Genomic DNA, 20,463 nt, shown 5'->3' on the forward strand with positions numbered 1-20,463 from the left:
TTGGCGTACGCATTTAAGGGGATATAAGACAATGAAATACGGAATTATCGGCGCGATGGCCGAAGAAGTGAACTGGCTCGCTAACCAAATGGACAGGCGGGCGGTGACCGAGAATGGGGGTTGCGTGTTTTATGAAGGCACCCTCCACGGCCATGACGTCGTGCTCATGCAGGCGGGGATCGGGAAAGTTAACGCTGCGATCGGCACCACCTTACTGCTGGATACATATCGTCCGGATATCGTCTTGAATACCGGAGTGGCAGGTGGTCTGGATCCGGAAATGGAGGTAGGCGATGTCGTGATTTCCTCGGAGGTTGGCTACAACGATGTGGACGCGACCGTATTCGGATATTCGTTTGGCCAGGTTCCCGGAATGCCAAGGGTGTATCCGGCCGATCAGCGCTTAATCCAACATGCCCAGGCAGCTGCCCACCATTCAGAGCTGAAGGCGACGATAGGCCCCGTTTTGTCAGGGGATTCTTTTATGAGTGGCGAATCCCTGCTTGCGGACCTTCGCCGGACCTTTCCCGATGCGAAGTGTTCGGAAATGGAAGCCGGCGCGATCGCCCAGGTTTGTCATCGTTTTGGGGCGCGATTTGTGATCGTGCGGGCTCTCAGCGATATTGTCGGCAGAGATACCCATGAATCCTACGAGACATTTATGGAACAGGTCGCCGAGCAGTCGGCGCGTCTCGCGCTCGCTTTTCTCCATGAAACAACTGCCCAGGGATGAAACATTTACCTTCCTTATCAATCTCGTCCTCATGATAGAATGGCGGTAAAGGAGGGGCCCCTGAGATGGAACAAACGAAGCAAGAGCAGAAGTTTTTAACGAAAATCAACGACTACCGCTCGTTTGCCCATATCTTTTTATTGTTAGCCGCTTTTATGTCCATCGGCTGGCTGATCCCCGAACAAGCCGACCGGATGAGGTCGATGCCTGCCCTCTTCCTTTGGTTTGGATTGGTTGGTGCGTCGGTCTTCTGTTTATCGCTCAGTCTCAAGTGGAGGCGGGAATGGGAAAATTCCTAATCATAGGTTAAAGCCAAGGGAAAAGTGGGATGTTATCCCGAGAGGGCTTGGGCTTTTTTCTGCAGGTAAGAAAGTATAAACCACTTTCTTATCCTGCATCAGTGCAACTAAGGCTTATCGCCTTAAAGGCTTGGCGATAAGCCAAGTTTTCTTTATTTCCCACCTTTCACTTCTAAACTTGACCTCTCGACCATGCGCAGAAAATGCTGGAGGATACGAGCGGTGAGTCCCCAAATGTGCTTGCCTTCATATTCGTAAAAAACCTCCGGGAAGACGGTCCGTCGAAACTGATAGTTTTTCCCTCCCTCGATTTTTTCAAATGGAAAATCTTCCGGTATATCGGCCGAGGAGGAAATATGATACGTTTCCGGCGTTTGCTTCATGAGGGTATTAAGCGGGACTGTGAACAACTCTTCAACCTCTTCATTGGGCGTAAATGACGTTTCCGTAACCGAGAAAACATGGGGATAAATAATCATCCCGTATGGCGTCATCCATTTATCCAGCGCCGAGATATGAGCGGCGTTGAAGCGCTTGATACCGGTTTCCTCGCACAATTCCCGCGCGGCTGTTTCCACCGAGGTTAAATCATCGTCTTCCATTTTCCCGCCCGGAAAACTAATGTCCCCGGGCTGGTCTTTCAACGCTTGACTGCGAATTTGCAAAAGGATGGATGGCTGTTCATCTTCGTGCACAATCGGCACCGCCACTGCGGATTGCTGCGCTTCGCTTTCACCAATGATGCCCGGTTCCCGTCGCTTTAAAAACGAAAATACTTGATTGATTTGTTCAGACATGATCACGTTCACCCCTTTAATTATAGTTTAGCATTTTTAAGCGTTTAAAATCCGTCGATTTGTGGAATTATGATCCACAGAGGTGATGGCAATGAGACGCAGCCGCAAAGAAAAGGACCGTTTGCGCGTTCAGGGGGAAGCGAAAGTGAAATTCAAGCCAGCGGATAACGACCTCGAGGAGGATGCCCGTAACGATCCGGTTCCCGATGAAGAAGTGAAAAAGAACGAACGCGAGGAAAAAGATAAGCGAAAGTCAAAAGATGATTCTATCTCGGAATAGGAGGAAGCGTTGTGTGCGAATAATGTGCCGTACACAACGCTTTATTTTTTTATAAATAGTGGTCGAACCACTGAACGATTTCCTCGAGACGCGCTCGTCGCAAGCGCGGAGGGCCATTGCGGCTCAGTTCATGATTCGCTTCGGGGAAACGAACGAAAACGGCTTCTTTATCGTAATACTTGAGTACCGTGAACCACTGTTCCGCCTGTTCAATCGGACAGCGCAGGTCATTTTCCCCGTGCAAAATGAGCAGCGGTGTCTCTACGTCCCGCGCATATTTTAACGGTGAATGATCCCATAATTTTTCCGGATCATCAAGTAAATGCGCGCCGATTTCCCATTTCGTAAAATAATAGCCGATATCACTTACGCCGTAGAAGCTGAGCCAATTGGCTATTGAGCGCTGTGTCACAGCAGCTTTGAAGCGATTGGTGTGCGTGACGATCCAATTCGTCATAAACCCGCCGTAACTTCCGCCTGTCACCCCTAAACGCGTGTCATCTATAAAAGAATACCGGTCCAGTGTGTTATCGAGGAATGCCATGAGATCGGAATAGTCTTTGCCGCCGTAATCCCCGCGTACGGCATCGACAAACGGTTGACCGTAACCGTGGCTGCCGCGCGGATTCGTATACAGGACAGCATACCCTTTCCCCGCCAGCACTTGTAATTCATGAAAGAAAGAATAACCATACATGGCATGCGGGCCGCCATGGATTTCCAGAATGAGCGGGTATTTTTTCTTCGGATCGAAATCGTAAGGATAAAGGAGCCATCCTTCAAGCGTCCAGCCGTCACTGGCTGTCACGTGGATGGTTTCGGGTGTCTGAAGCGAGAGCTCAGAAAGATAGGCGTCATTTGCGAACGTTCGCTGAGTTATCGAACCATCCTCGAGCGAGAGGGTATAAAAGTTTCCTGGATCGGCGGGATGACTGATCCCCACGATAAGAATGGACGATTTTGCATGTAACGAAAAGGTGTAGACATGGTCATCGTGTTCATAAATGGTTTGTATCTCCCCGTCGCCCGTCGTTTTAAAAATACCCGTACGACCGAGACGGCTTGACGTGAATACGATCGAATGATCGTCGATCCACACAGGTCCCGGATTATGCTGTCCCGACTGAAAATCGCTGATCATGACATCTCCGATTTCACGGTCAAACGCCGGGGTGAGCAGCTTTTTTTCACCGCTGGAGACATCAAAAGTCCATAATTGATTTTGCGTCGCACCGTCATGGGTATACGTATGGCCGAAACAGGCGATTTGCGTGCCGTCCGGGGACCAGGAAATCCCATGATAGGTGCCTTCAGAGGCCGTGAGCTGGCGTGGTTTTTCACCGTTTTGCAGCGGCTGGATAAAGATATCCTGTCCGATGTGGCTATCGCCCTGAAAGTTCGCTGTGAAGACAATCGCGCGGCTGTCAGGGGACCAGCCGCCCACCGTGTGATCCACCGCGTCCTCCGTGAGTGGTGTACTCGTTTTGTTCTCGACATCAAAAAGGATCAGTTGCTTACTTTTATGATCATGGAGTCCCGCGGCGTCTGATTTGTATTTAAGACGTTCAATTTTCAGCGGGTTTTTTTCTTTTTGTCGCTCATGCTTTGTTTTTTCCACTTGCTCCGAGAAGGCAACATCCGGATCGACATTGGCCGCGAACAAAATGTAACGACCATCCGGCGACCAGTGGGGTTTGCCGGCTCCGTGCTCTAAGTAAGTCAACTGCTTGGGAGCGCCTCCGTTTGTGGACATGCTCCAAAGCTGATCGGTGCCGCTGCGATTGGATAAAAAGATGATCGATTGATCGTCCGGGGAAAACCGCGGGAAGCGGTCGTTGACATTCCCGAATGTCCATTGCCGAGGATCTCCCTCATGCAGACCTTGCGTATAAATGTGTTCATTGTAGTCTTGATTCTCGTTTATGATTCGTCCGGTAAACACATACATGTTTCCCGTGTGCGAAATTTGTGGATCGGAATACTGTACTAATGAAAATAAGTCCTCAATCTCAACGGCACGTTTTGTCATCATCATTCCCCCATTGTTTTTGTCTGCATGTGTGTATTCCCTGATTACGGGATAATTAATCATCATGCTTTCTCGCAAAAATTGTCCGAACTTTAATATGAGAACACTTGTTTTATTATGCGAAGCGTGGTATACTATGGATTAAGATATCCCGCAGTTGTTCACTCCATGGCGACCACATCGTGGATATTCATAATTAAAGAAGGATGTGGTAAAATAATGACAAATACGATGCCAGTGCTCGTACGGGAAGAACCCGCCCAGCATTTGGACCATGACGGCCTTTGGAAAAAAGTGATCACCGATCTGTTCGAACCATTCATGCTATTTTTTGCTCCCGATCTTTACGAACAACTGGATTGGAGCAAGCAACCGGACTCACTGGAACAGGAACTGCAAGACGGTAAAGAACAGTGGATTCTTGTTCATGTTGAGGTCCAACGCGACAAAGAAGATGATTTTGCGGAACGAATGTTTCAATATTTTTACCGTATTTTCGACAAGTACAACCAAAAGATCTATGCCATTGCTCTCCTCACCGATGCTGACCGGTCGTTCCATCCCACATCCTACGACTACCATTTCCACGGAACGAATCTAACCTACGCCTACAACACCTATAAGATTTGGCATGAGGATGAAGAAACGCTACTGCATTCAAGCAACCCTTTTGCCCTCGTCGTATTAGCCGGTAAATACGCGCTAAAAAGCGAAAAAAACGCCGATGACCGCTATCAATTCAAACGCCGGCTGTTCGATTTGATCATCCGTCACAAGAACTACTCAGAAGCGTATACCTATTCGTTGTTTTCGTTTGTTGATTATTTATTGACCGTGCCGGAGGAAATGAACCAAAAGCTGCAAGAAGAGTTCGAATCCAGAGCCGAAGAGGAGGTGATCCTCATGCATAATACTTCATTTCCCGAGCCCCCGACATTAAAGCCCATATTTGATAAGTTGAGACGGGAAGAAGAGGAAGTAAAAAGACAAAATACAAAAGAAATTGCTGAAGCAATGTTACAGGAGGGACTTCCGATTGCAACAGTTATTAAAGTGACAGGTCTTAATGAAGATGAGCTAGATGAAATTCAGAATCAGAATTAAGGAAAGTTAAAAGCAGGTTTGGAAATTGCAGCCAGCCTGCTTCTTTTCACTCCTGAAAACCCATAGCCGAAGAGGAGGTGAGCCTCATGTATAATACTTCATTTCCCGACCCACCGACGTTCAAACCTGTATTTGAAAAGCTGAGAAGGGAAGAAGAGGAAATAAAAAGACAAAATACAAAAGAAATTGCTGAAGCAATGTTACAGGAAGGACTTCCGATTGCAACAGTTATTAAAGTGACAGGTCTTAATGAAGATGAGCTAGATGAAATTCAGCATCAGAATTAAAGAAAGTTAAAAGCAGGTTTGGAAATTGCAGCCAGCCCGCTCAATTGTTTTCGGCCATAAAAAACTTCCAACCAGTGGTTGGAAGCATTCACGTACCCGCTTTATCCGCCCAATGCGCCATGCGTCTCCGGGCCTGGAATCCCATCCACGCCGATGCCGGCGTCTTGCTGGAACCTGCGCACCGCTCCGGACGTTTCGGAACCAAAAATACCGTCAACCCCGAATTGCGGCAAGCTGTATCCGAGATCAACCAAGCGTTGTTGCAACTCTTCGACGTGATCGCCTTGATCGCCAGCGCTGATGATCGCTCCATCCCAGTGTTGAAAGCGAAAAGCCATGTCAACATCGCCTTCTAATGCGCCATGCGTCTCCGGCCCCGGAATGCCATCCACGCCGATGCCGGCGTCTTGCTGAAACCTTCGCACCGCTCCGGACGTTTCGGAACCAAAAATACCGTCAATTCCGAACTGCGGCAGACTGTAACCGAGGTTAACCAAGCGTTCCTGTACTTCTTCGACGTGATCACCTTGATCGCCATCGCCGATGATCGCTCCGTTCCAGTGTTGGAACGTAAAGCCATCATCACCGTTATCGTCGTTTCCGTTCTCATCATCGCCATCACCGTCACCATTATCAATCGGCGTTAAACCTAAATAGTCGGCAACGGCTTCAGCATGTGCCGCGGCTACGGCTGAAATAAAAGCCGGATCTTGCAACAACTCGGCGTCTGCGGCATGATCGATAAACAAATTTTCCGTCAAAATCGCGGTCATTTGCGTCTCCCTTAAGACATGGAAGTTGGCCGATTGCTGGCCGCGGTCGGGGATAGAAGCATCGTATCCCAGCATCTCATTTAAAATCTGCGGATGCATATCAGCCTGGAGATTATTCGCTCCCGTCGGGATGCTATTATGAATGTACGTCTCAAATCCTCGCGCGTTCCCATTAAAGGCATTGGCATGGATCGATATAAACACGTCAGCCCCCCAGTTGTTCGCGTTATCTGTCCGCGCTTGTAGGGAAACAGACGTATCATCGGTCCGGGACATTCGCCGATACATGCCCTCGTAATTTTGACGCAGATAAACGCTCATCTGGTAGCCAATATCGAGCACGATATCTTTCTCGGCCAATCCATTCCCGGTCGCTCCCGTGTCATTACCGCCATGTCCCGGGTCAATATAGATTCTTTGCAAAAAAGACAACCCCTTTCAATCTCTATATATGAAAGGGGTGGACAAAAAGGGGCGGCTCCTGACGGACAGCGTATCACTCATTTTTTTATGAAAACCAGTTTATTGTCCGCGCAAGCCCTTCGTCAAAAGAGACGGTGGGGCGATAACCGATTAACGCCTCGGCGCGTTGAAGATCGGCTAACGAGTGTTTCACATCTCCCGTACGTTCAGATGTATAGATGGGTTGAACATCCTTTCCCAGTTTTTCATTGATTTTTTTGACGAGCTGATTTAAAGTCCAACGCTTACCACTGCCAATGTTGATGACTTCCCCTTGCAATTTCGGTGCTTTTGCGGCCAACATGTTCGCTGCCACGACATTATCAACATAGGTGAAGTCCCGTGATTGCTTGCCATCACCATAAATCGTAGGCGGTTGATCCTGTAATATCGCGCTGATAAACGCGGGGATAACCGCTGCATACTCGGATTGCGGATCCTGTCCGGGGCCGAAAACATTGAAGTACCGTAGAGACACCGTTTCCAGTCCGAAGCTTTCATAAAAGGCTTTGCAATAATGCTCGCCCGCGTATTTGCTAACCGCATAAGGAGACATAGGTTTACCCGCCTGCTTCTCTTTTTTCGGAAGTTCTTCGCCATCCCCGTATGCGGAGGACGAAGCAGCATAAATAAAGCGATCAACGTTTTCCGCAACGGCTGCCTGTAAAAGCTGCAGCGTTCCCGTTACATTGGCATGGTTCGTTTGGATGGGATGTTCGATGGACTTTGGAACCGAAGGGATCGCCCCTTGATGAAAGATGATGTCGACATCTTTAACTGCTTTTTTAACGACATGAGGATCGGTGAAATCGCCATCGATGAGTTCGATGTCATCATGGCAGACGCGTAGATTATCCCCATTACCTGTGTTGAAATTGTCAAGAACTTTGACGTTTGCCCCTTGCGAAACCAACGCTTGAACGAGATTGGAGCCAATAAACCCGGCCCCGCCGGTGACGAGATAACGTACCACCCTGAACAAACCTCCTTTCCGGGTATCGTATGTCGCTATGCCCCTGGTGAAATAGACAAGGATGGAAAATCGCACGATTTGGGGAAAAGTTCATATCATTAGCAGTGGAGGAGGCGTTGATCATGGGTAGCCACTTGCTCGTGTATGATTACGATTGGTGGGTTCTTGGGCAAAAAGCGAAGATCATCCAACGCTTTCATCCGGACCTTGATATTATGTCGATAAAAGAAATCACGGCGTTAACAAACAAAAGAGGCGCCAACTATATCAATACGCGTTACGAGCAAATCGCAACGCTCGGTTTAGGGATTGCGCAAATCCTTATACGGCTGCACATTCGCGTCGATGCCTCCCAGATTGGATCTTACAATTACATAACGAAAAACCATCAAACGTTTCGGGAATGGCAAGATGTCGCCAAGCCCAATCATTCCTTCAGCAAACAAGTCATGACGAAACCTGACCAGTTGGGAGCGATTAATCCAAACTTAGCCCTTGAAGTAAAGAAACAACTGCCCCATAAAAATGTCACCTATCTTCGTCCCTTCGTCGACAGCGACCGTTTTCATCCCGCCGCGACCCGGCAACAGCCAAAAGAAATGGTCATCGGTTGGGTCGGGAACGAACATCGAAAAGTAAAAAATTACCACACATTATACCGCGCGATCGTCAAAGCTTTTCGCAATCATCCCCACGTCACATTTGTGGAAGCCACCCGTTCCTCGCCCGTCCAGACACACGAGATGCCGGGCTTTTACAGAAACCTCGACCTGCTGTTAATTACGTCCTCGAATGAAGGGGGACCGGCGCCTGCCCTGGAAGCTTATGCCTGTGGCGTGCCTGTCCTGTCCACGAATGTCGGGTATGTGCAAGCCGTGGCCGGCCCCCGCAATAAATCCCTCATCCTAAACAGTAAAAATCCCAAGCCTTTTGTAAAAAAAATCGAGGAACTAAGCAAAGATCAGGATTTACACGCGTCGTTGAAAAAAGAAGCGAGAGATCATATTGTCAATCATTTTACCGTAGAGAAGGCTATTGGCGTTTGGCTGAAAACATTATTTAATGTTAGCCCATTTTTCCCAAAGGAATGAAACGGACCTAGGGCAAACTATTCACCCCGGCCATATCATATAGAGTCAGTCCAACGAACAAGAAGGTGAAAAAATGAGCCTTGCACCGATATGCATCACGGGGTTTGTCTATGGCATTTACACGAAATACATTCCCTTTTATATCTATAGCATTTTAAAAAGCTACCCTGATTACTATGTGAAAATCTTTACGGATACCCCGCTCTCGGCTCGCGAGCAGTCATGTCTGCGCATGATAAAACAACGGCTATCCAAGCGCTTTGAGGTCAAGGAAAATGATTTCGCGGATTTTAAAGTAAGAAGCATCGCGGAAGGGAAAGCGAGAAGATTTTTAATCCCCCGGCATGAATTTAGACATTTTGAAAATGTTTACGTGGGCGATGTTGATTTTCTGCTCGTTAGAGAAAGTCCGTCGCTTTTGGCATCCCATTTGCAGCACTGTGAAAACATCGGTTTGCCATATAGCAATCAAATTCGGCCCAACTCCAAACGGTTGACGGGATTACATTTTTTCAAGGTGCAGCCGTATTATGAGCAGGTGGAGCACCGGATCAAACACTATTTACATCATCACGGCGACTTGGCAGCAGCCTTTCAAACCATCAAAAGGGATGAAGAATTTTTATATAGACTGATGGAAGAAACGATCGGTTTCGGGCGCATGGACGTTCACCACTATCGCCCTCATCACGGCTTTCACTTGGGGATTTTGAGAAGCGGGTCGGCGCGATTTAAAGACTATGTTAAAAATGGCCCCCAAAATGCTTTTCATCAACTTCCGGACTATGCAACGTTGAAAAAACAATTGCTGCAATACTTTGCGGATCCCCTGTTCACGGATATGAAAAACATCGTCGATGTTAAGGAGATTCGCAGATTACAGCAATGGTTGAGGCCGTACTAAAGGAGGAAGCAGAGATGATCAGCATCGGTATGGCGACGATGCCCAGTCGCTTCAAGAACCTAGCAATCACCATCCCGACACTCTTAAACCAGTGCGACCGCATGTATGTGCATGTGAACGGAGCCACGGATGCGCCCTCATTTTTAAAAAAAGAAAGCAAGATAAAACTTACTTTTTCCCATAAAAATAAAGGAGGACAAATGGCTTTCAAGGGTTTTCCCAAAACGAGCGGCTATTATTTTTGTGTTGACGACGATCTCATGTACCCGGATGATTACGTGGAGAAAATGGTCGCGTTAATGATTGATTATGATGATGAAATCATCGCGTGTGTTCACGGATCCGATTTTGACCCTTACAAGCCAAGCAAAAACGTTTTCAAAAATAAAACGAATGCCCATGTATCCTACCAAGGCCTGGACGACCACGCTCGTGTTATGATCCCCGGTGTTGGCACGAGTGCCATGTCCACAAAAAAATTTAGTTTAAGCCCCACCGATTTTTATCCCCATAAAAATATGCGCGATGCTGTCGTCGCTTGTAAGGCGGCAAAAGCAGGCATGCCGGTGATGGCGATTAAAAGAGAGGCGAACTGGATCAAAAAAATTCCCATGCCAACCGAGATCAACAAAAACGAAGCGTATTATGAAAACATCGATCGCTTAATCGCGAGGCACATCGAATATTTCAAACGGATAGCGGGAGGCTGATGGTTATGAAAATTCTTTTAGTTCCGGGGAGCCGGGGGTGGGCTTTTGATCATCGGGCGCGCGATCTTTGCACCCTTTCCTTTAAGCACATTCGCCTGCACCTGAAATATGTAAATAAAGTAAAGACGAGCGACCAGCATCATTATGACCTCATTTATCCCATGTCCGTAAACATCGCAAAAAAATTAAATGAAGAAACGGGGATCCCCCGCGAGAAAATGGCGGTCGGTATTACATCACTACGGGTGATTGATAAATATAGCGTGAGCTTTCTTAAATCATTTCGAGGGCTCAACACAGCCTCGGATGAGATCACTCGAATGTTGCAATCGCGTCTTCCCATTTATAAAACGAGGGTCGGCATCAATGAACAGTTGTTCAAACCTGCGACCGGGAAAAAAGAAACGGGCCCCTTCGTTGTTGGCTGGGTGGGAAGAATAGATCAACAAGGCTATCGAAAGCTGAAAGGGTATGACCTCGTCACTTCCGCGCTCAAGAATATAAATGTAAAATTGGATATCCGCACGTTTCAGGAGAAAGTCCCGCGAGAGGATATGGTGAGCTTTTATCAGGGACTCGATTGTTTTATTTGCTCGAGTGCCTCCGAGCACATTCCACTGCCGGTGTTGGAAGCGGCCGCCTGTGGGGTGCCGCTCATTACCACAAACGTCGGCATTGTCCCGGAATTAATCAGCGACTCATCGAAAGGTTTTATCGTTCCGAGAAAGAGCGACGCCTTTCGGGATACAGTGCAAACCTTGATGAATCATCCTGAAAAGAGAAGGGAGGTTTCCAAGAATATTCGCCAAACGATTGTGGATCGCTGGACGTTGGAAGCGTGTCAGAGCGATTGGGAAAATTTTTTCTTATCTATGTGGTAGTCTTTCGTATACACCAACGCCGTACACTGCTTCATAAGTTGTTCGTCGGTTATGTTCCACGTATGGGAAGCGCCCCCTCTGATCGCGACATGATCATAGCGAGCAGTGGAATAAATTGTAAATCCCTTCATCCGGCAATCTTTCTGGAATTTGCTGTCTGAGCCCATTTTCATAGGCGTAAAACGGACGTGTTTGCACACGTCTTTTTTAAACGCCAAGGTTGAATCCGCGACGCGCGTGGTATATGAATTTTCGCTGTTTGACGGAAATAAACCTAAGGCGTTTCGGTTTGTAAAATAATAGTAAATGCTGCTTTTGCCAACGATATCCGCCTGTTTTTCGGTGAAAGCGTCCCGAACCGTCGTTAAGTAGCGAGGGGCGTAGTAGTCATCATCATCAAATTTGGCCATATAATCGTACGTGGCTTTTTGTACCCCAAAATTTTTGCACGCGCTCACGGACATACGCGCGGGCAATTGGTAAACAGAAACATTGGGATATTTTTTCGCTTCCCGTTTCCAGATGTTAATATCCATCTCATCTTGATTAAGGATCAGGATGAGTTCTTTTTGTTCAAGCTCTTGTTGAGCATAATTGGCAAAAATATTGTTCATCATGTGGGGGCGGTTGGTGCACGTGAGCACGGAAATCATTGATTTTCATCCTTTCAAGATGGGGGATAGCGCTCCAACACACCCTAAAATGAGAGATTGAGTAAAATGGGGTGCGCTGGTGGTTGCCGTGCCCCTCAAAATAAAAAAATAATCAAAGTGGGGTGCGCTGGTGACCCACCGCACCCCCCAAAATGGAAAAATGACCAAAATGGGGTGCGCTGCAAGTCATAAACGGTGAAGATTATTTTTCGGTGTCACCTCCGCCAAGCACGATGACCTTGGCTTTGCCTGTGAGATCTTTCGTTTGATTCCTCGTGTCGTAGATGAACATGGCGTGATCCAGCATTTTTTGCAGCGGCCATGTGGAGTGGTCGGTGCCAATCACGACGCCATCCGTTTGTGCCAGTCGTTCGTTTGTAAGGGGGAGACTTTTAAAGGTTTGCCCGCCCAACACGACTTCCGGTACATAAGGGTCATGATAGCCAACTTCCGCACCCATTTGCCGGAAATTGCGCATCATTTGTAGCGACGGCGAATGTCTGACATCATTGGAATCTTTTTTATAGGATATCCCGCATAGTAAAATGTTCGCGTCCTTGATGTTTTTCTTTTTTTCGATTTCCTGTTTCACTTGCTCCGTGACATAGGTGAGGATGTGCTGGTTCGTTTGTTCTGACAAAGCGAGAAAGTGGTTTTGAAATCCGTGCTTTTGCCCGACCCAATACAAATATAATGGATCGACGGGGATACAGTGGCCGCCGATCCCGGGACCGGGAAAAAAAGGTGTAAATCCGTACGGTTTTGTGGCGGCAGAATCGATCGCTTCCCAGGCATTAATGTCCAATCTGTCACATAACATCGCGATTTCATTGATAAACGAGATATTGATAAACCGGTAACTATTCTCCAGAAGCTTGGAAAGCTCGGCAACTTCCACGGATGAAGCCGGAACAATTTCCTCGAAAATCGTGTGATAAAAGTCAGCGGTGTATGTGAGACAGTGATCACTGATGCCGCTCACGACCTTCGGAATTTCTTCAACACTCAGCCTTTGATTGCCCGGGTCGAGGCGTTCCGGAGAATAACCCAAATAAAGATTTTCTCCAACGCGTAAATCGCTTTTTTCCAAAATGGGTTGGATAACGTCACGAGTCGTTCCGGGATAAGTTGAACTCTCCAGGATAACGAGTTGCCCGTTTTGCAATCTCGGGAAAAGGTCTTCGCTTACCGTTGACAGGAAGCGTAAATCAGGATCCCCGTCGTTCGTTAAAGGGGTAGGCACACAAATGACAATAATATCCAAAAATGTTACTGCTTCGTCATTCGTCGTAAGCGTAAGTTTTCCCGAGGACAAGGCTGATTTTATTACCGAATCGCTGATATCAGGAATATAACTATTGTGATTTTCCAGATCGGTGATTTTGCCTTGATCAGTATCGATACCTGTCACTTCGTAACCTTTGCGTGCGAATAGCAAGGCGAGTGGCAAACCTACGTAACCCAAACCGATCACACCGATCCTTCTATTTGAATGATTCAATGGTTAGCCCCTTTCTAAATCTACTGTTAAGCTTGATTATCTTATTAATTGACATGGGGATAGGAAACGGCATTTAGCTAGTCTGAAAATAGTTGGTTTTTGAATGCAGGCCACTTGTTCCGGTTTTTTCGAGTGATACTTGCCTCATGCTCACGCACGTTATAGACGGTGAAATTTTGATAGGAAAAGCGTGTATTCTTGATTAATGTGAGTAATACACTCACGTCTTCATAGAGACGGCCATTTTCAAAAGGCACGATCGGAAATCCTCCCGCTTGGCGTAACGAAGACGTACGATAAACCCTAGGACCTAAAGGAAAGCGGTAGGAGAGCAAGTCACGTTGCGTTTGCACGGGTTTGCCTTTCGCGATGGATTTATACAACACATCTCCATCCGCCAATTGTTTCCACTTGCGAAAATTTCCGTACAATAAGGAAACGTCTTCTGGGAGATGGTTCAGTTTTCGTTTAATAGTGGAAAGGGCGTCGGGATCCAACCAGTCATCGGCGTCTACTTCCATAACAAAGTCACTGCTCACATGGGGCAGTAAATCATTGAGCGCCCGCGCTTTCCCTTCATTTTCTTTATGAAAAATTTCCACATGCGGCTGGTCTTGCCATTTTTTGATGTGCTGCCAGGCGTCATCTTCCGAACCATCATCGATGATGAGAATCTGCTCCGGTGACGTATGCTGAAAAACGCAGGAAGCGACCGCTGCTCCCACGTAAGAGGCCATATTATAACAGGAAGTCATAACGGAGACGGTGGGGGAGGGCAGAGCAGCTAGTGGTGCGTTATTTTGGCTTGCTGTTTTTAAACATGGTGGCTTCAATGTGAATGTCCCCTAAATTGAGTTATATCCGTAACGTATTCAACGTCTTCCGGAAGTTGCTCGCTGGCGGGGAAAATAAATATTAATCTAGTGGACAACTGAGGATTTTTTAAGAAATAGGGCTAAAAGATAGGAATGATCCCATACATGAAAAAAATGACTGCAATATGATGGTTGAGATTAGGAAAGGAGGGTTATGATGGCGAACAGTAATCAAAATGAGTTATCCATGCGTTTGTTCAACCAGCTTTCCAATTTAAATACAAGTCTTCTCGACCTGAGACTTTCCAGAGGAGGGAATGCCAATATGAGTGGGCCAACCAGGGAGACTTGTCCACCCGATCAACCGAATACACTGCGAGATCTGTTGTGTACGTTGGTAGGCAATCAAGTACAAGTGACGACTCCGTTCGGGGAAGTTGCCGGAACGCTGATCGCGGTGAGAGATGATTATATTGTGATGGTCGATGACACCGGCACACAAGTCCTGGTGCGTATCGACGTTATTGAAGCAGTCAGCGAACTGTAAAGGAGGGTTTATTTTGTTTGAAAATCTGTTTCGTGACGAGTTGGCGAATCGGGTGGGGACGACAGTGGAGATCGCGACCGACAACAATCTGTTTGAAGGTATCCTCGTGAACGTTTCCGGAGATCTCGTGGTAACGGTTGATGTCAATGACGGATACGGAAATGGAAATCAAGTCTTCCTGTCGGTTGACGCGATTAATTATGTTCGTTTTCCGGCCATGGCGTAAGACGACAAAAGCCAGGACACCTATACGTGTTCCTGGCTTTTGTTGGTCAACATCTGGCTCATCCATCTAATGGACTGTTCCATCCGTTGGTCTCTGTCCAGTTTTTTCTGTGTTAGCGCTTTTCGTTGGGTAATTAAATCATCCATTTTTATCCGGTAGACAGATCGATCAACCATCTTTCGCTGGTATGCATCCTGCAAAATACTGATGCGCATGTTTACCTCTTCGATATTCATATTTGCCACCTTAGTCGATGAGTAGATGTAGATTGAACAGCTCCATCATACATCTCAATAATAACAAGTGTAAGCAAATCTGTATAGACATTTATAATGTCACGTGATTCAGATGTAAAGGGAGAGACGGAGTCTACCGTCATGATTCCCCAGTTCAATATGGGTATGCAAATTAAACTATTGTAATGACTCTTTGAATCTTCATTGGGGATCCAGTCGTCATCTTCGGTGACATCGTCGATAAACAAACTCTCCGATTTTCGAAAACACCTCCCTCCGGCTGTGTTGTTTATATCCAACGCGCGCCCGCCGTCCTTGTAATCATTGGGAAACTGTGCACTCCCCGTGAAAAATTCCAATGTTTCCGTCGTCGAATTATACATCCATAATGCACAGCGATGATTCGAACCCGAGTTTGATATCATATTATTAGGGACCGCGTTGACAAGCTTCTTAATCAAATGGACCGATAGGTGGAATTTGTCGTCATCTGTCTCCTTGATATTTTTAAGTTCCTGAAGGTAAATGCTCCATTCGTTAAGTGATGAGTCGTATTGACTTTGTATATTTTCCAGCGATTTAAGTTCTGTTTGTAATTGCGCATTCTTTTCCGCCAGCGTCCCAATGCGATCTTCCCGCCCGACAGCTTTAGCAAATTTGTTGGAGATCCTTGTCACTTGAAAAATAAGAATGACGCCACCAGCAATAAAGATCACACCGGCGATGGCATAGATCCAATCGGGAAACCGGTCCATAGCTTCCAGAATAATTGTCTCAATGCCGGCCACAAACATCCCCTCCATTCTTTTGGTTTAATCTTCCATAAAAGGTATGGAAATTCCTGCTTGTCGAGACAAATCGACAGCTTAGACCTATGCCCATAGGTCTTATGTCCACAGGTAAGAAAGTATAAAACCACTTTCTTATCCTGCATAAGTGCAACTAAGGCTTTCGCCATACTTGGCGAAAAGCCAAGTTTTCTTTAACAAAGAAAATATGTAAATTTTATATTTTAGCAGGAAAATAAAGCTCCTTTCGCCAATTTAGTTAAGGAAGAAATCAAAGAAAGGGTGTCGGTTGTTTATGAGCCATGACTTAACACTCCAGGAAATTGCCGAAAGCATCCCGAAGTCATTGTTAAATGCATCGGATAAGGACATTGAAGGTTTGCAGGAAATCCTCGAGCAAACATTGGAAGTAAGGGAATCCCACAAGGAATTGCAGAGAATGGTCAAAAGCTATACCAATGGCCATGTGAGTTCGGGAGGGCAGCGTTGAAAAAGGGGAGGGGGATACACTTGAAATTACGAGTGATTTTGAGTTCGGCACTTTTGGTGTTTGTCGTTGGTTGTAATGGAGATGCAGATGCACCTGAAGTGGAGGACGAGGATGTGCCTGGAGGCGAAGGCGGTGAGATGGAGAGCGGTGACGAAAATGGTGATTCGATTCAGTTAGGCTCAGGCTCTACAGGCGGTGATTATTATACACTTGGGCAAGAGATGGCAAATGTTATGAATGAGCACGTGGATGGACTGGACGTCAGTTCCGTTGCCACAGACGCTTCGGTCGAAAATATCTCCCGCGTATCCGACCAGGATCTGGAATTGGGAATGGCTGTACACATTCCGGCATTACAGGCATTGGAAGGGGAAGGACCATTCCAGGGGGAAGTGTTCGATGATTTTGGCTTCATGGGGTATATCTATCCGGAAACCAATCAAGTCGCTGTTGATGCCGATGCCGGCATCGAATCCATTGAAGACTTGGAAGGCATGAGAATTAACACCGGTTTGCCGAATTCTACCTCTCAGGAGGCTTCAGAGACGGTTCTGGAAGCGTATGGGTTGGAAATCGATGATTACGAGGCTTATGAAGAAGGATTTGGCGATGCCGCGAGCTTTTTGCAAGATGGTAATGTGGACGCCGTTTCCGGATTATTGGGTTTGCCGACAGGAAGTATTATGGAACTTGATGCGCAGATGAATATTGATTTGTTATCGATCGAACCGGATATGTTGGATGAAATCGAAGAGGAAACGATGTACGAACATATCGTCATTGAAGAGGACGTCTATGATTTTTTGGATGAAGATGTTGATGCGATTGGCGCCTACGCGATTTTGATCGGCTCCACCGAAGATATCGATGAAGAGCTTGGCTATGACATTGTCGAAGGGCTATATGAAAATGTAGATGAGATGACGCATGAACAGGCCACCCACATGCAAGACCTGGAGGCGATCACAACCGGATCGGAAGGCCTGCCCCTTCATCCGGGAGCGGAACGTTATTTTGAGGAGAATGATTTGTTGGAATAGGTGTGGAAAAAGGGCCGGGCAGGAGGTGCCCGGTCTTTCCATGTGCCCTAAAGCACTCCGGAGGGATCAGGAAAGTGAAGTAATCCCTCAGCCGGAGGTTGAGCTACTACGAGAGGAACAAGAGAAGCAAAGTAATCCCTCATCCGGAGATCGAGAGACTGCGAGAGGAACAAGAAGAGCGAAGTAATCCCTCAAACGCCAGTGGATCCGCCTCGAGAGGGATAAGAAAAGCGAAGCGTTCTGGAGAAATCCCCATGACCGGACACCTGTAATTAATATTTGAAATTTGACGAAACAGTGCCCTAAGAGGAAGAAAAAATGTACACTCTATCCGCCGTTTGCTATAATGGCTGTAAATACCCTGGTTCGTTAAAAAAGAGGTGAAGCGGTGAAAGAAAATGAAGCGATTGCCTGGCATCCGTCATTTGCGGCGGCCTTGCAATTGGGATTGCAAGCTTATTCTGACGAACTGGAGCTTGAAACCGAATATGAGCTCACGAGTGAGCCTCTGAAAGTCGATGTCCTTATTTTAAAAGACAGGCAAACGATCATCCATAAAAATATTGGCAGAATCTTTCGTCATTATAACATTGTCGAGTATAAATCACCCAGAGATTATGTCTCGATCGATGACTTCTATACAGTGAAACTTCCATCAGAGGTGGTTTTCCTCTGATGGTTAGTTGAACCAATCGGGGTGTTAGTCGCCCGTTATCTCCCGCTTACGGGGTTGCAGCGGGAGATTTACGGGCGCTTATCACCGGGACAAAACCATAGCGTACGTGTATCTGTATAAAAACACCGGCGACAAAGGCACAGATACGATAGATATCCGTGATATGACGCTAACTTTGGTCAGTTTGTATAAGCCGGTGAAACTTCTGGATCATCTACAGAAGCGGGAAAAACATGTCTATTCAGAGCATGAAGGGGTATACTACATCGAAGGGATGGATGTACCTATCCAGCTTCTCATTCAAGATGATCTCCCCACCGAGGAAAACGAGTACCTGACGTTATTGACGAATGAGTTACAGGAAAAAGAACAACTTCAACGTGCCCTGATGGACTATTTTCAAGACAGTAAGAAGGATCTGTACTTGCTTATGTTTCATGCGGTTTTTCATGCCAATCCCGAATTATTTACGGAGGTGATCCAAACGATGCAAAAACTGGATCTTGACCCGGAGGCCCAAAAAAAGATCGACGAGGTCGTCAAAGAGTTTGAATGGGACAAAAAGGGTTACAAGAAGGATTTGAAAAAGGGAAGGAAGAAGGAAAAGAAGAAGTAGCCAAAAAGCTGCTCGCAAAAGGAATTTCCTTGGAAGATATTGCGGAAGCAACGGGATTACCCATTGATACGATCAAGAAATTGACCCATGACGATTAGACATTGGCAAGACCGGGCAGGAGGTGTCCGATCTTACCTGTTCTATTGATTGGGAAAACAACACTTATACAGCTCATCTACGGCTTGGGTAATCTCTTCCGCTTTTAATTTCGCAAAACCGATAATTAACGTGGGAGGCACCCTCGTGTATGAATCCTGTAAAAAACGTTGGATCGAATATAATTCGATATCCATCTGTTCTGCCCGTGCCAATATAGCGTCGACAGATTCCTCTGTATCAAGATGCAACAGAAAATGGAGACCTGCCTTCTCCCCTTCGACTTGGATCCGATCCCCAAAACGATCCTGTAAAGCGGCCATCAATTTTTCCCTGATATCTTTATAGTGCTTGCTCATACGTTTAATATGTTTATCATATTCGCCGCTCTCCAGAAACCGGCTCAGCGTCAGTTGTATAAGCGTCGAAGACGTCTGTAAAAATCGCATCCCTGTGTCTTTATATTGCTGTAATAATGTCAACGGCAAGATCATGTAGCTCACTCTAAGATCGGGCAGCAGCGATTTGGAAAAAGTCCCGATATAAATGACTTTTTCCTGTTCATCCAAGCTTTGCAAGGATGGGATAATTCCTCCTTCATACTTGAATTCGGAGTCGTAGTCGTCTTCGATGATATATCTTTTTTTATTTTCATAGCTCCAATGCAACAACTCGGTGCGGCGAGAGACGGGCATAATTGACCCTGTCGGCATTTGATGGGAAGGGGTGACGATGGCGATGGTTGCTGGTGTTTCCCGTAAAGATTCAACTTGCATTCCAAGGTGATCCACAGGAACATGATAAACAGTATGATTCATCGCTTCTAACATTAAACTCAGACGATAATAACCTGGTTCTTCCATGGCAAAATGTTTATTATTCGAGATTGCCAGCAAGAATAGCTGCAAGAGCCATTGGGTACTCGCGCCGATCACAATCTGCTCGGGTTCACAGATGACTCCGCGAGTATGTCGAATTTTATTAGCAAGTATCTCTCGCAACTTGTATATCCCCTGGGAATGGTTAATATCTGAAAGTAATTCTCCTTCTTCAAGGATGGCTCTTTGCTCACAATGTCGCCAAATTTGAAAGGGGAAAAGCGAAGCATCCACACTCATATGCGAGAAGGAGTAGCGATATTTTTTGGGAGTGCCTTCCTCTAAATGAGCGTCAAGCTTTTTCTGTACTTTTCGTGGCTTGATCGGATGAATCGTTTCTACAAAATAACCGCTACGTTCTTTTGTGTATATATATCCTTCTGCGATGAGTTGGTTATAAGCGGATAAAACACTATTCTGACTGACATTAAGATACGTAGACAGTGTTCTTTTTGAAGGAATCTTCGTTTCCGCCTCCAACTTTCCTTGCAAAATTTCATTTTTAATCCACTGATAGATTTGCTTATAGACAGGGAGTGAACCTCCTCGATCAATGGGAATATGAAGCATGTGAACCT

25 protein-coding genes are annotated in these 20,463 nt (G+C 46.4%); 15 read left to right on the forward strand and 10 right to left on the reverse strand.

All coding sequences use genetic code 11. The features are described 5' to 3' along the window. Positions 1-31 precede the first annotated feature (31 nt). Positions 32-733, forward strand: coding sequence for a 5'-methylthioadenosine/S-adenosylhomocysteine nucleosidase (mtnN, locus tag BLS58_RS09845; protein WP_090398424.1), 702 nt, complete (start codon positions 32-34; stop codon positions 731-733). Between the two features lie 65 nt (positions 734-798). Beyond that, positions 799-1,032, forward strand: a complete 234-nt coding sequence (locus BLS58_RS09850; RefSeq protein ID WP_090398427.1) for a YrhC family protein — start codon at positions 799-801, stop codon at positions 1,030-1,032. A gap of 152 nt (positions 1,033-1,184) precedes the next feature. Here the strand turns inward: BLS58_RS09850 and BLS58_RS09855 are convergent, their stop codons facing one another. Further along, positions 1,185-1,829 (reverse strand): NUDIX hydrolase, encoded by a 645-nt coding sequence (locus BLS58_RS09855; protein ID WP_090398429.1) that lies wholly within the window; start codon positions 1,827-1,829, stop codon positions 1,185-1,187. 91 nt (positions 1,830-1,920) lie between these two features. Here BLS58_RS09855 and BLS58_RS09860 point away from each other — a divergent pair, with 91 nt between their 5' ends. After that, complete coding sequence (locus tag BLS58_RS09860; protein ID WP_090398431.1) at positions 1,921-2,109, forward strand: hypothetical protein; 189 nt, start codon at positions 1,921-1,923, stop codon at positions 2,107-2,109. A 49-nt stretch (positions 2,110-2,158) separates the two neighbouring features. On the opposite strand, the gene BLS58_RS09865 is transcribed toward BLS58_RS09860, so the two are convergent. After that, positions 2,159-4,138: a S9 family peptidase gene (locus BLS58_RS09865; protein WP_342705599.1), complete on the reverse strand. Its 1,980-nt coding sequence runs from the start codon at positions 4,136-4,138 to the stop codon at positions 2,159-2,161. Positions 4,139-4,357: 219 nt separating this feature from the next. On the opposite strand from BLS58_RS09865, the gene BLS58_RS09870 reads away from it, so the two are divergent. Further along, positions 4,358-5,242: an RpnC/YadD family protein gene (locus BLS58_RS09870; protein WP_090398433.1), complete on the forward strand. Its 885-nt coding sequence runs from the start codon at positions 4,358-4,360 to the stop codon at positions 5,240-5,242. Positions 5,243-5,328: 86 nt separating this feature from the next. Further along, complete coding sequence (locus tag BLS58_RS09875) at positions 5,329-5,529, forward strand: hypothetical protein (protein ID WP_090398435.1); 201 nt, start codon at positions 5,329-5,331, stop codon at positions 5,527-5,529. 101 nt (positions 5,530-5,630) lie between these two features. On the opposite strand, the gene BLS58_RS09880 is transcribed toward BLS58_RS09875, so the two are convergent. Together BLS58_RS09880 and BLS58_RS09885 are read right to left on the reverse strand one after the other, a co-directional pair. Continuing rightward, the gene (locus tag BLS58_RS09880) at positions 5,631-6,725 is read right to left on the reverse strand and encodes an N-acetylmuramoyl-L-alanine amidase (protein WP_176764698.1); all 1,095 of its coding nucleotides are present in this window, start codon (positions 6,723-6,725) and stop codon (positions 5,631-5,633) included. An 85-nt stretch (positions 6,726-6,810) separates the two neighbouring features. Then, positions 6,811-7,737 carry an SDR family oxidoreductase gene (locus BLS58_RS09885; protein WP_090398439.1) on the reverse strand — a complete coding sequence of 309 codons (927 nt, stop codon included), beginning with the start codon at positions 7,735-7,737 and terminating at the stop codon, positions 6,811-6,813. 122 nt (positions 7,738-7,859) lie between these two features. Between BLS58_RS09885 and BLS58_RS09890 the strand changes: the two genes are divergently transcribed. From BLS58_RS09890 to BLS58_RS09905, 4 genes are all read left to right on the forward strand, one after another. Next, on the forward strand, positions 7,860-8,828 hold the full coding sequence (locus BLS58_RS09890; protein ID WP_090398441.1) for a glycosyltransferase family 4 protein: 969 nt from the start codon (positions 7,860-7,862) through the stop codon (positions 8,826-8,828). A gap of 73 nt (positions 8,829-8,901) precedes the next feature. Further along, positions 8,902-9,732 carry a hypothetical protein gene (locus tag BLS58_RS09895; protein ID WP_090398443.1) on the forward strand — a complete coding sequence of 277 codons (831 nt, stop codon included), beginning with the start codon at positions 8,902-8,904 and terminating at the stop codon, positions 9,730-9,732. A 14-nt stretch (positions 9,733-9,746) separates the two neighbouring features. Continuing rightward, the gene (locus tag BLS58_RS09900) at positions 9,747-10,442 is read left to right on the forward strand and encodes a glycosyltransferase (RefSeq protein WP_090398445.1); all 696 of its coding nucleotides are present in this window, start codon (positions 9,747-9,749) and stop codon (positions 10,440-10,442) included. Between the two features lie 5 nt (positions 10,443-10,447). Further along, positions 10,448-11,323 (forward strand): glycosyltransferase family 4 protein, encoded by an 876-nt coding sequence (locus tag BLS58_RS09905; RefSeq protein WP_176764699.1) that lies wholly within the window; start codon positions 10,448-10,450, stop codon positions 11,321-11,323. On the opposite strand, the gene BLS58_RS09910 is transcribed toward BLS58_RS09905, so the two are convergent. From BLS58_RS09910 to BLS58_RS09920, 3 genes are all read right to left on the reverse strand, one after another. After that, entirely contained in the window at positions 11,284-11,976 is a 693-nt protein-coding gene (locus BLS58_RS09910; protein WP_090398448.1) for a glycosyltransferase family 2 protein, read from the reverse strand. The genes BLS58_RS09905 and BLS58_RS09910 overlap by 40 nt on opposite strands. 202 nt (positions 11,977-12,178) lie before the next feature. Next, entirely contained in the window at positions 12,179-13,477 is a 1,299-nt protein-coding gene (locus tag BLS58_RS09915; RefSeq protein WP_090398451.1) for a nucleotide sugar dehydrogenase, read from the reverse strand. Between the two features lie 77 nt (positions 13,478-13,554). Further along, positions 13,555-14,310, reverse strand: coding sequence for a glycosyltransferase family 2 protein (locus tag BLS58_RS09920; protein WP_245723130.1), 756 nt, complete (start codon positions 14,308-14,310; stop codon positions 13,555-13,557). 199 nt (positions 14,311-14,509) lie between these two features. On the opposite strand from BLS58_RS09920, the gene BLS58_RS09925 reads away from it, so the two are divergent. Both BLS58_RS09925 and BLS58_RS09930 read left to right on the forward strand, forming a co-directional pair. Further along, entirely contained in the window at positions 14,510-14,839 is a 330-nt protein-coding gene (locus BLS58_RS09925) for a DUF2642 domain-containing protein (protein WP_176764700.1), read from the forward strand. 13 nt (positions 14,840-14,852) lie between these two features. Continuing rightward, positions 14,853-15,065: a hypothetical protein gene (locus tag BLS58_RS09930; protein ID WP_090398455.1), complete on the forward strand. Its 213-nt coding sequence runs from the start codon at positions 14,853-14,855 to the stop codon at positions 15,063-15,065. 20 nt (positions 15,066-15,085) lie between these two features. Here the strand turns inward: BLS58_RS09930 and BLS58_RS09935 are convergent, their stop codons facing one another. Both BLS58_RS09935 and BLS58_RS09940 read right to left on the reverse strand, forming a co-directional pair. Beyond that, complete coding sequence (locus BLS58_RS09935) at positions 15,086-15,301, reverse strand: hypothetical protein (protein ID WP_090398458.1); 216 nt, start codon at positions 15,299-15,301, stop codon at positions 15,086-15,088. Further along, positions 15,298-16,089, reverse strand: coding sequence for a GAF domain-containing protein (locus tag BLS58_RS09940; protein WP_176764701.1), 792 nt, complete (start codon positions 16,087-16,089; stop codon positions 15,298-15,300). The genes BLS58_RS09935 and BLS58_RS09940 overlap by 4 nt, the downstream gene beginning before the upstream one ends. 295 nt (positions 16,090-16,384) lie before the next feature. Between BLS58_RS09940 and BLS58_RS09945 the strand changes: the two genes are divergently transcribed. From BLS58_RS09945 to BLS58_RS17230, 4 genes are all read left to right on the forward strand, one after another. Next, positions 16,385-16,579 (forward strand): hypothetical protein, encoded by a 195-nt coding sequence (locus tag BLS58_RS09945; RefSeq protein ID WP_090398461.1) that lies wholly within the window; start codon positions 16,385-16,387, stop codon positions 16,577-16,579. Between the two features lie 20 nt (positions 16,580-16,599). After that, positions 16,600-17,619 (forward strand): TAXI family TRAP transporter solute-binding subunit, encoded by a 1,020-nt coding sequence (locus BLS58_RS09950; protein ID WP_176764702.1) that lies wholly within the window; start codon positions 16,600-16,602, stop codon positions 17,617-17,619. 388 nt (positions 17,620-18,007) lie between these two features. After that, on the forward strand, positions 18,008-18,295 hold the full coding sequence (locus BLS58_RS09955) for a hypothetical protein (RefSeq protein WP_090398465.1): 288 nt from the start codon (positions 18,008-18,010) through the stop codon (positions 18,293-18,295). A gap of 106 nt (positions 18,296-18,401) precedes the next feature. Beyond that, on the forward strand, positions 18,402-18,911 hold the full coding sequence (locus BLS58_RS17230) for a hypothetical protein (protein ID WP_143018899.1): 510 nt from the start codon (positions 18,402-18,404) through the stop codon (positions 18,909-18,911). Positions 18,912-19,051: 140 nt separating this feature from the next. On the opposite strand, the gene pdxR is transcribed toward BLS58_RS17230, so the two are convergent. Next, complete coding sequence (gene pdxR, locus BLS58_RS09960; protein WP_090398466.1) at positions 19,052-20,455, reverse strand: MocR-like pyridoxine biosynthesis transcription factor PdxR; 1,404 nt, start codon at positions 20,453-20,455, stop codon at positions 19,052-19,054. Between the last annotated feature and the right edge of the window lie 8 nt (positions 20,456-20,463).

Origin of the sequence: Natribacillus halophilus (assembly GCF_900100185.1) — a bacterium.
Classification (GTDB): domain Bacteria; phylum Bacillota; class Bacilli; order Bacillales; family Marinococcaceae; genus Natribacillus; species Natribacillus halophilus.

Bases quoted from the DNA above. Each gene is read 5' to 3' on its own strand.
- mtnN (WP_090398424.1), top strand. From the start codon at position 32: ATGAAATACGGAATTATCGGCGCGATGGCCGAAGAAGTGAACTGGCTC.
- BLS58_RS09850 (WP_090398427.1), top strand. From the start codon at position 799: ATGGAACAAACGAAGCAAGAGCAGAAGTTTTTAACGAAAATCAACGAC.
- BLS58_RS09855 (WP_090398429.1), bottom strand. From the start codon at position 1,829: ATGTCTGAACAAATCAATCAAGTATTTTCGTTTTTAAAGCGACGGGAA.
- BLS58_RS09860 (WP_090398431.1), top strand. From the start codon at position 1,921: ATGAGACGCAGCCGCAAAGAAAAGGACCGTTTGCGCGTTCAGGGGGAA.
- BLS58_RS09865 (WP_342705599.1), bottom strand. From the start codon at position 4,138: ATGACAAAACGTGCCGTTGAGATTGAGGACTTATTTTCATTAGTACAG.
- BLS58_RS09870 (WP_090398433.1), top strand. From the start codon at position 4,358: ATGACAAATACGATGCCAGTGCTCGTACGGGAAGAACCCGCCCAGCAT.
- BLS58_RS09875 (WP_090398435.1), top strand. From the start codon at position 5,329: ATGTATAATACTTCATTTCCCGACCCACCGACGTTCAAACCTGTATTT.
- BLS58_RS09890 (WP_090398441.1), top strand. From the start codon at position 7,860: ATGGGTAGCCACTTGCTCGTGTATGATTACGATTGGTGGGTTCTTGGG.
- BLS58_RS09895 (WP_090398443.1), top strand. From the start codon at position 8,902: ATGAGCCTTGCACCGATATGCATCACGGGGTTTGTCTATGGCATTTAC.
- BLS58_RS09900 (WP_090398445.1), top strand. From the start codon at position 9,747: ATGATCAGCATCGGTATGGCGACGATGCCCAGTCGCTTCAAGAACCTA.
- BLS58_RS09905 (WP_176764699.1), top strand. From the start codon at position 10,448: ATGAAAATTCTTTTAGTTCCGGGGAGCCGGGGGTGGGCTTTTGATCAT.
- BLS58_RS09910 (WP_090398448.1), bottom strand. From the start codon at position 11,976: ATGATTTCCGTGCTCACGTGCACCAACCGCCCCCACATGATGAACAAT.
- BLS58_RS09925 (WP_176764700.1), top strand. From the start codon at position 14,510: ATGGCGAACAGTAATCAAAATGAGTTATCCATGCGTTTGTTCAACCAG.
- BLS58_RS09935 (WP_090398458.1), bottom strand. From the start codon at position 15,301: ATGAATATCGAAGAGGTAAACATGCGCATCAGTATTTTGCAGGATGCA.
- BLS58_RS09945 (WP_090398461.1), top strand. From the start codon at position 16,385: ATGAGCCATGACTTAACACTCCAGGAAATTGCCGAAAGCATCCCGAAG.
- pdxR (WP_090398466.1), bottom strand. From the start codon at position 20,455: ATGCTTCATATTCCCATTGATCGAGGAGGTTCACTCCCTGTCTATAAG.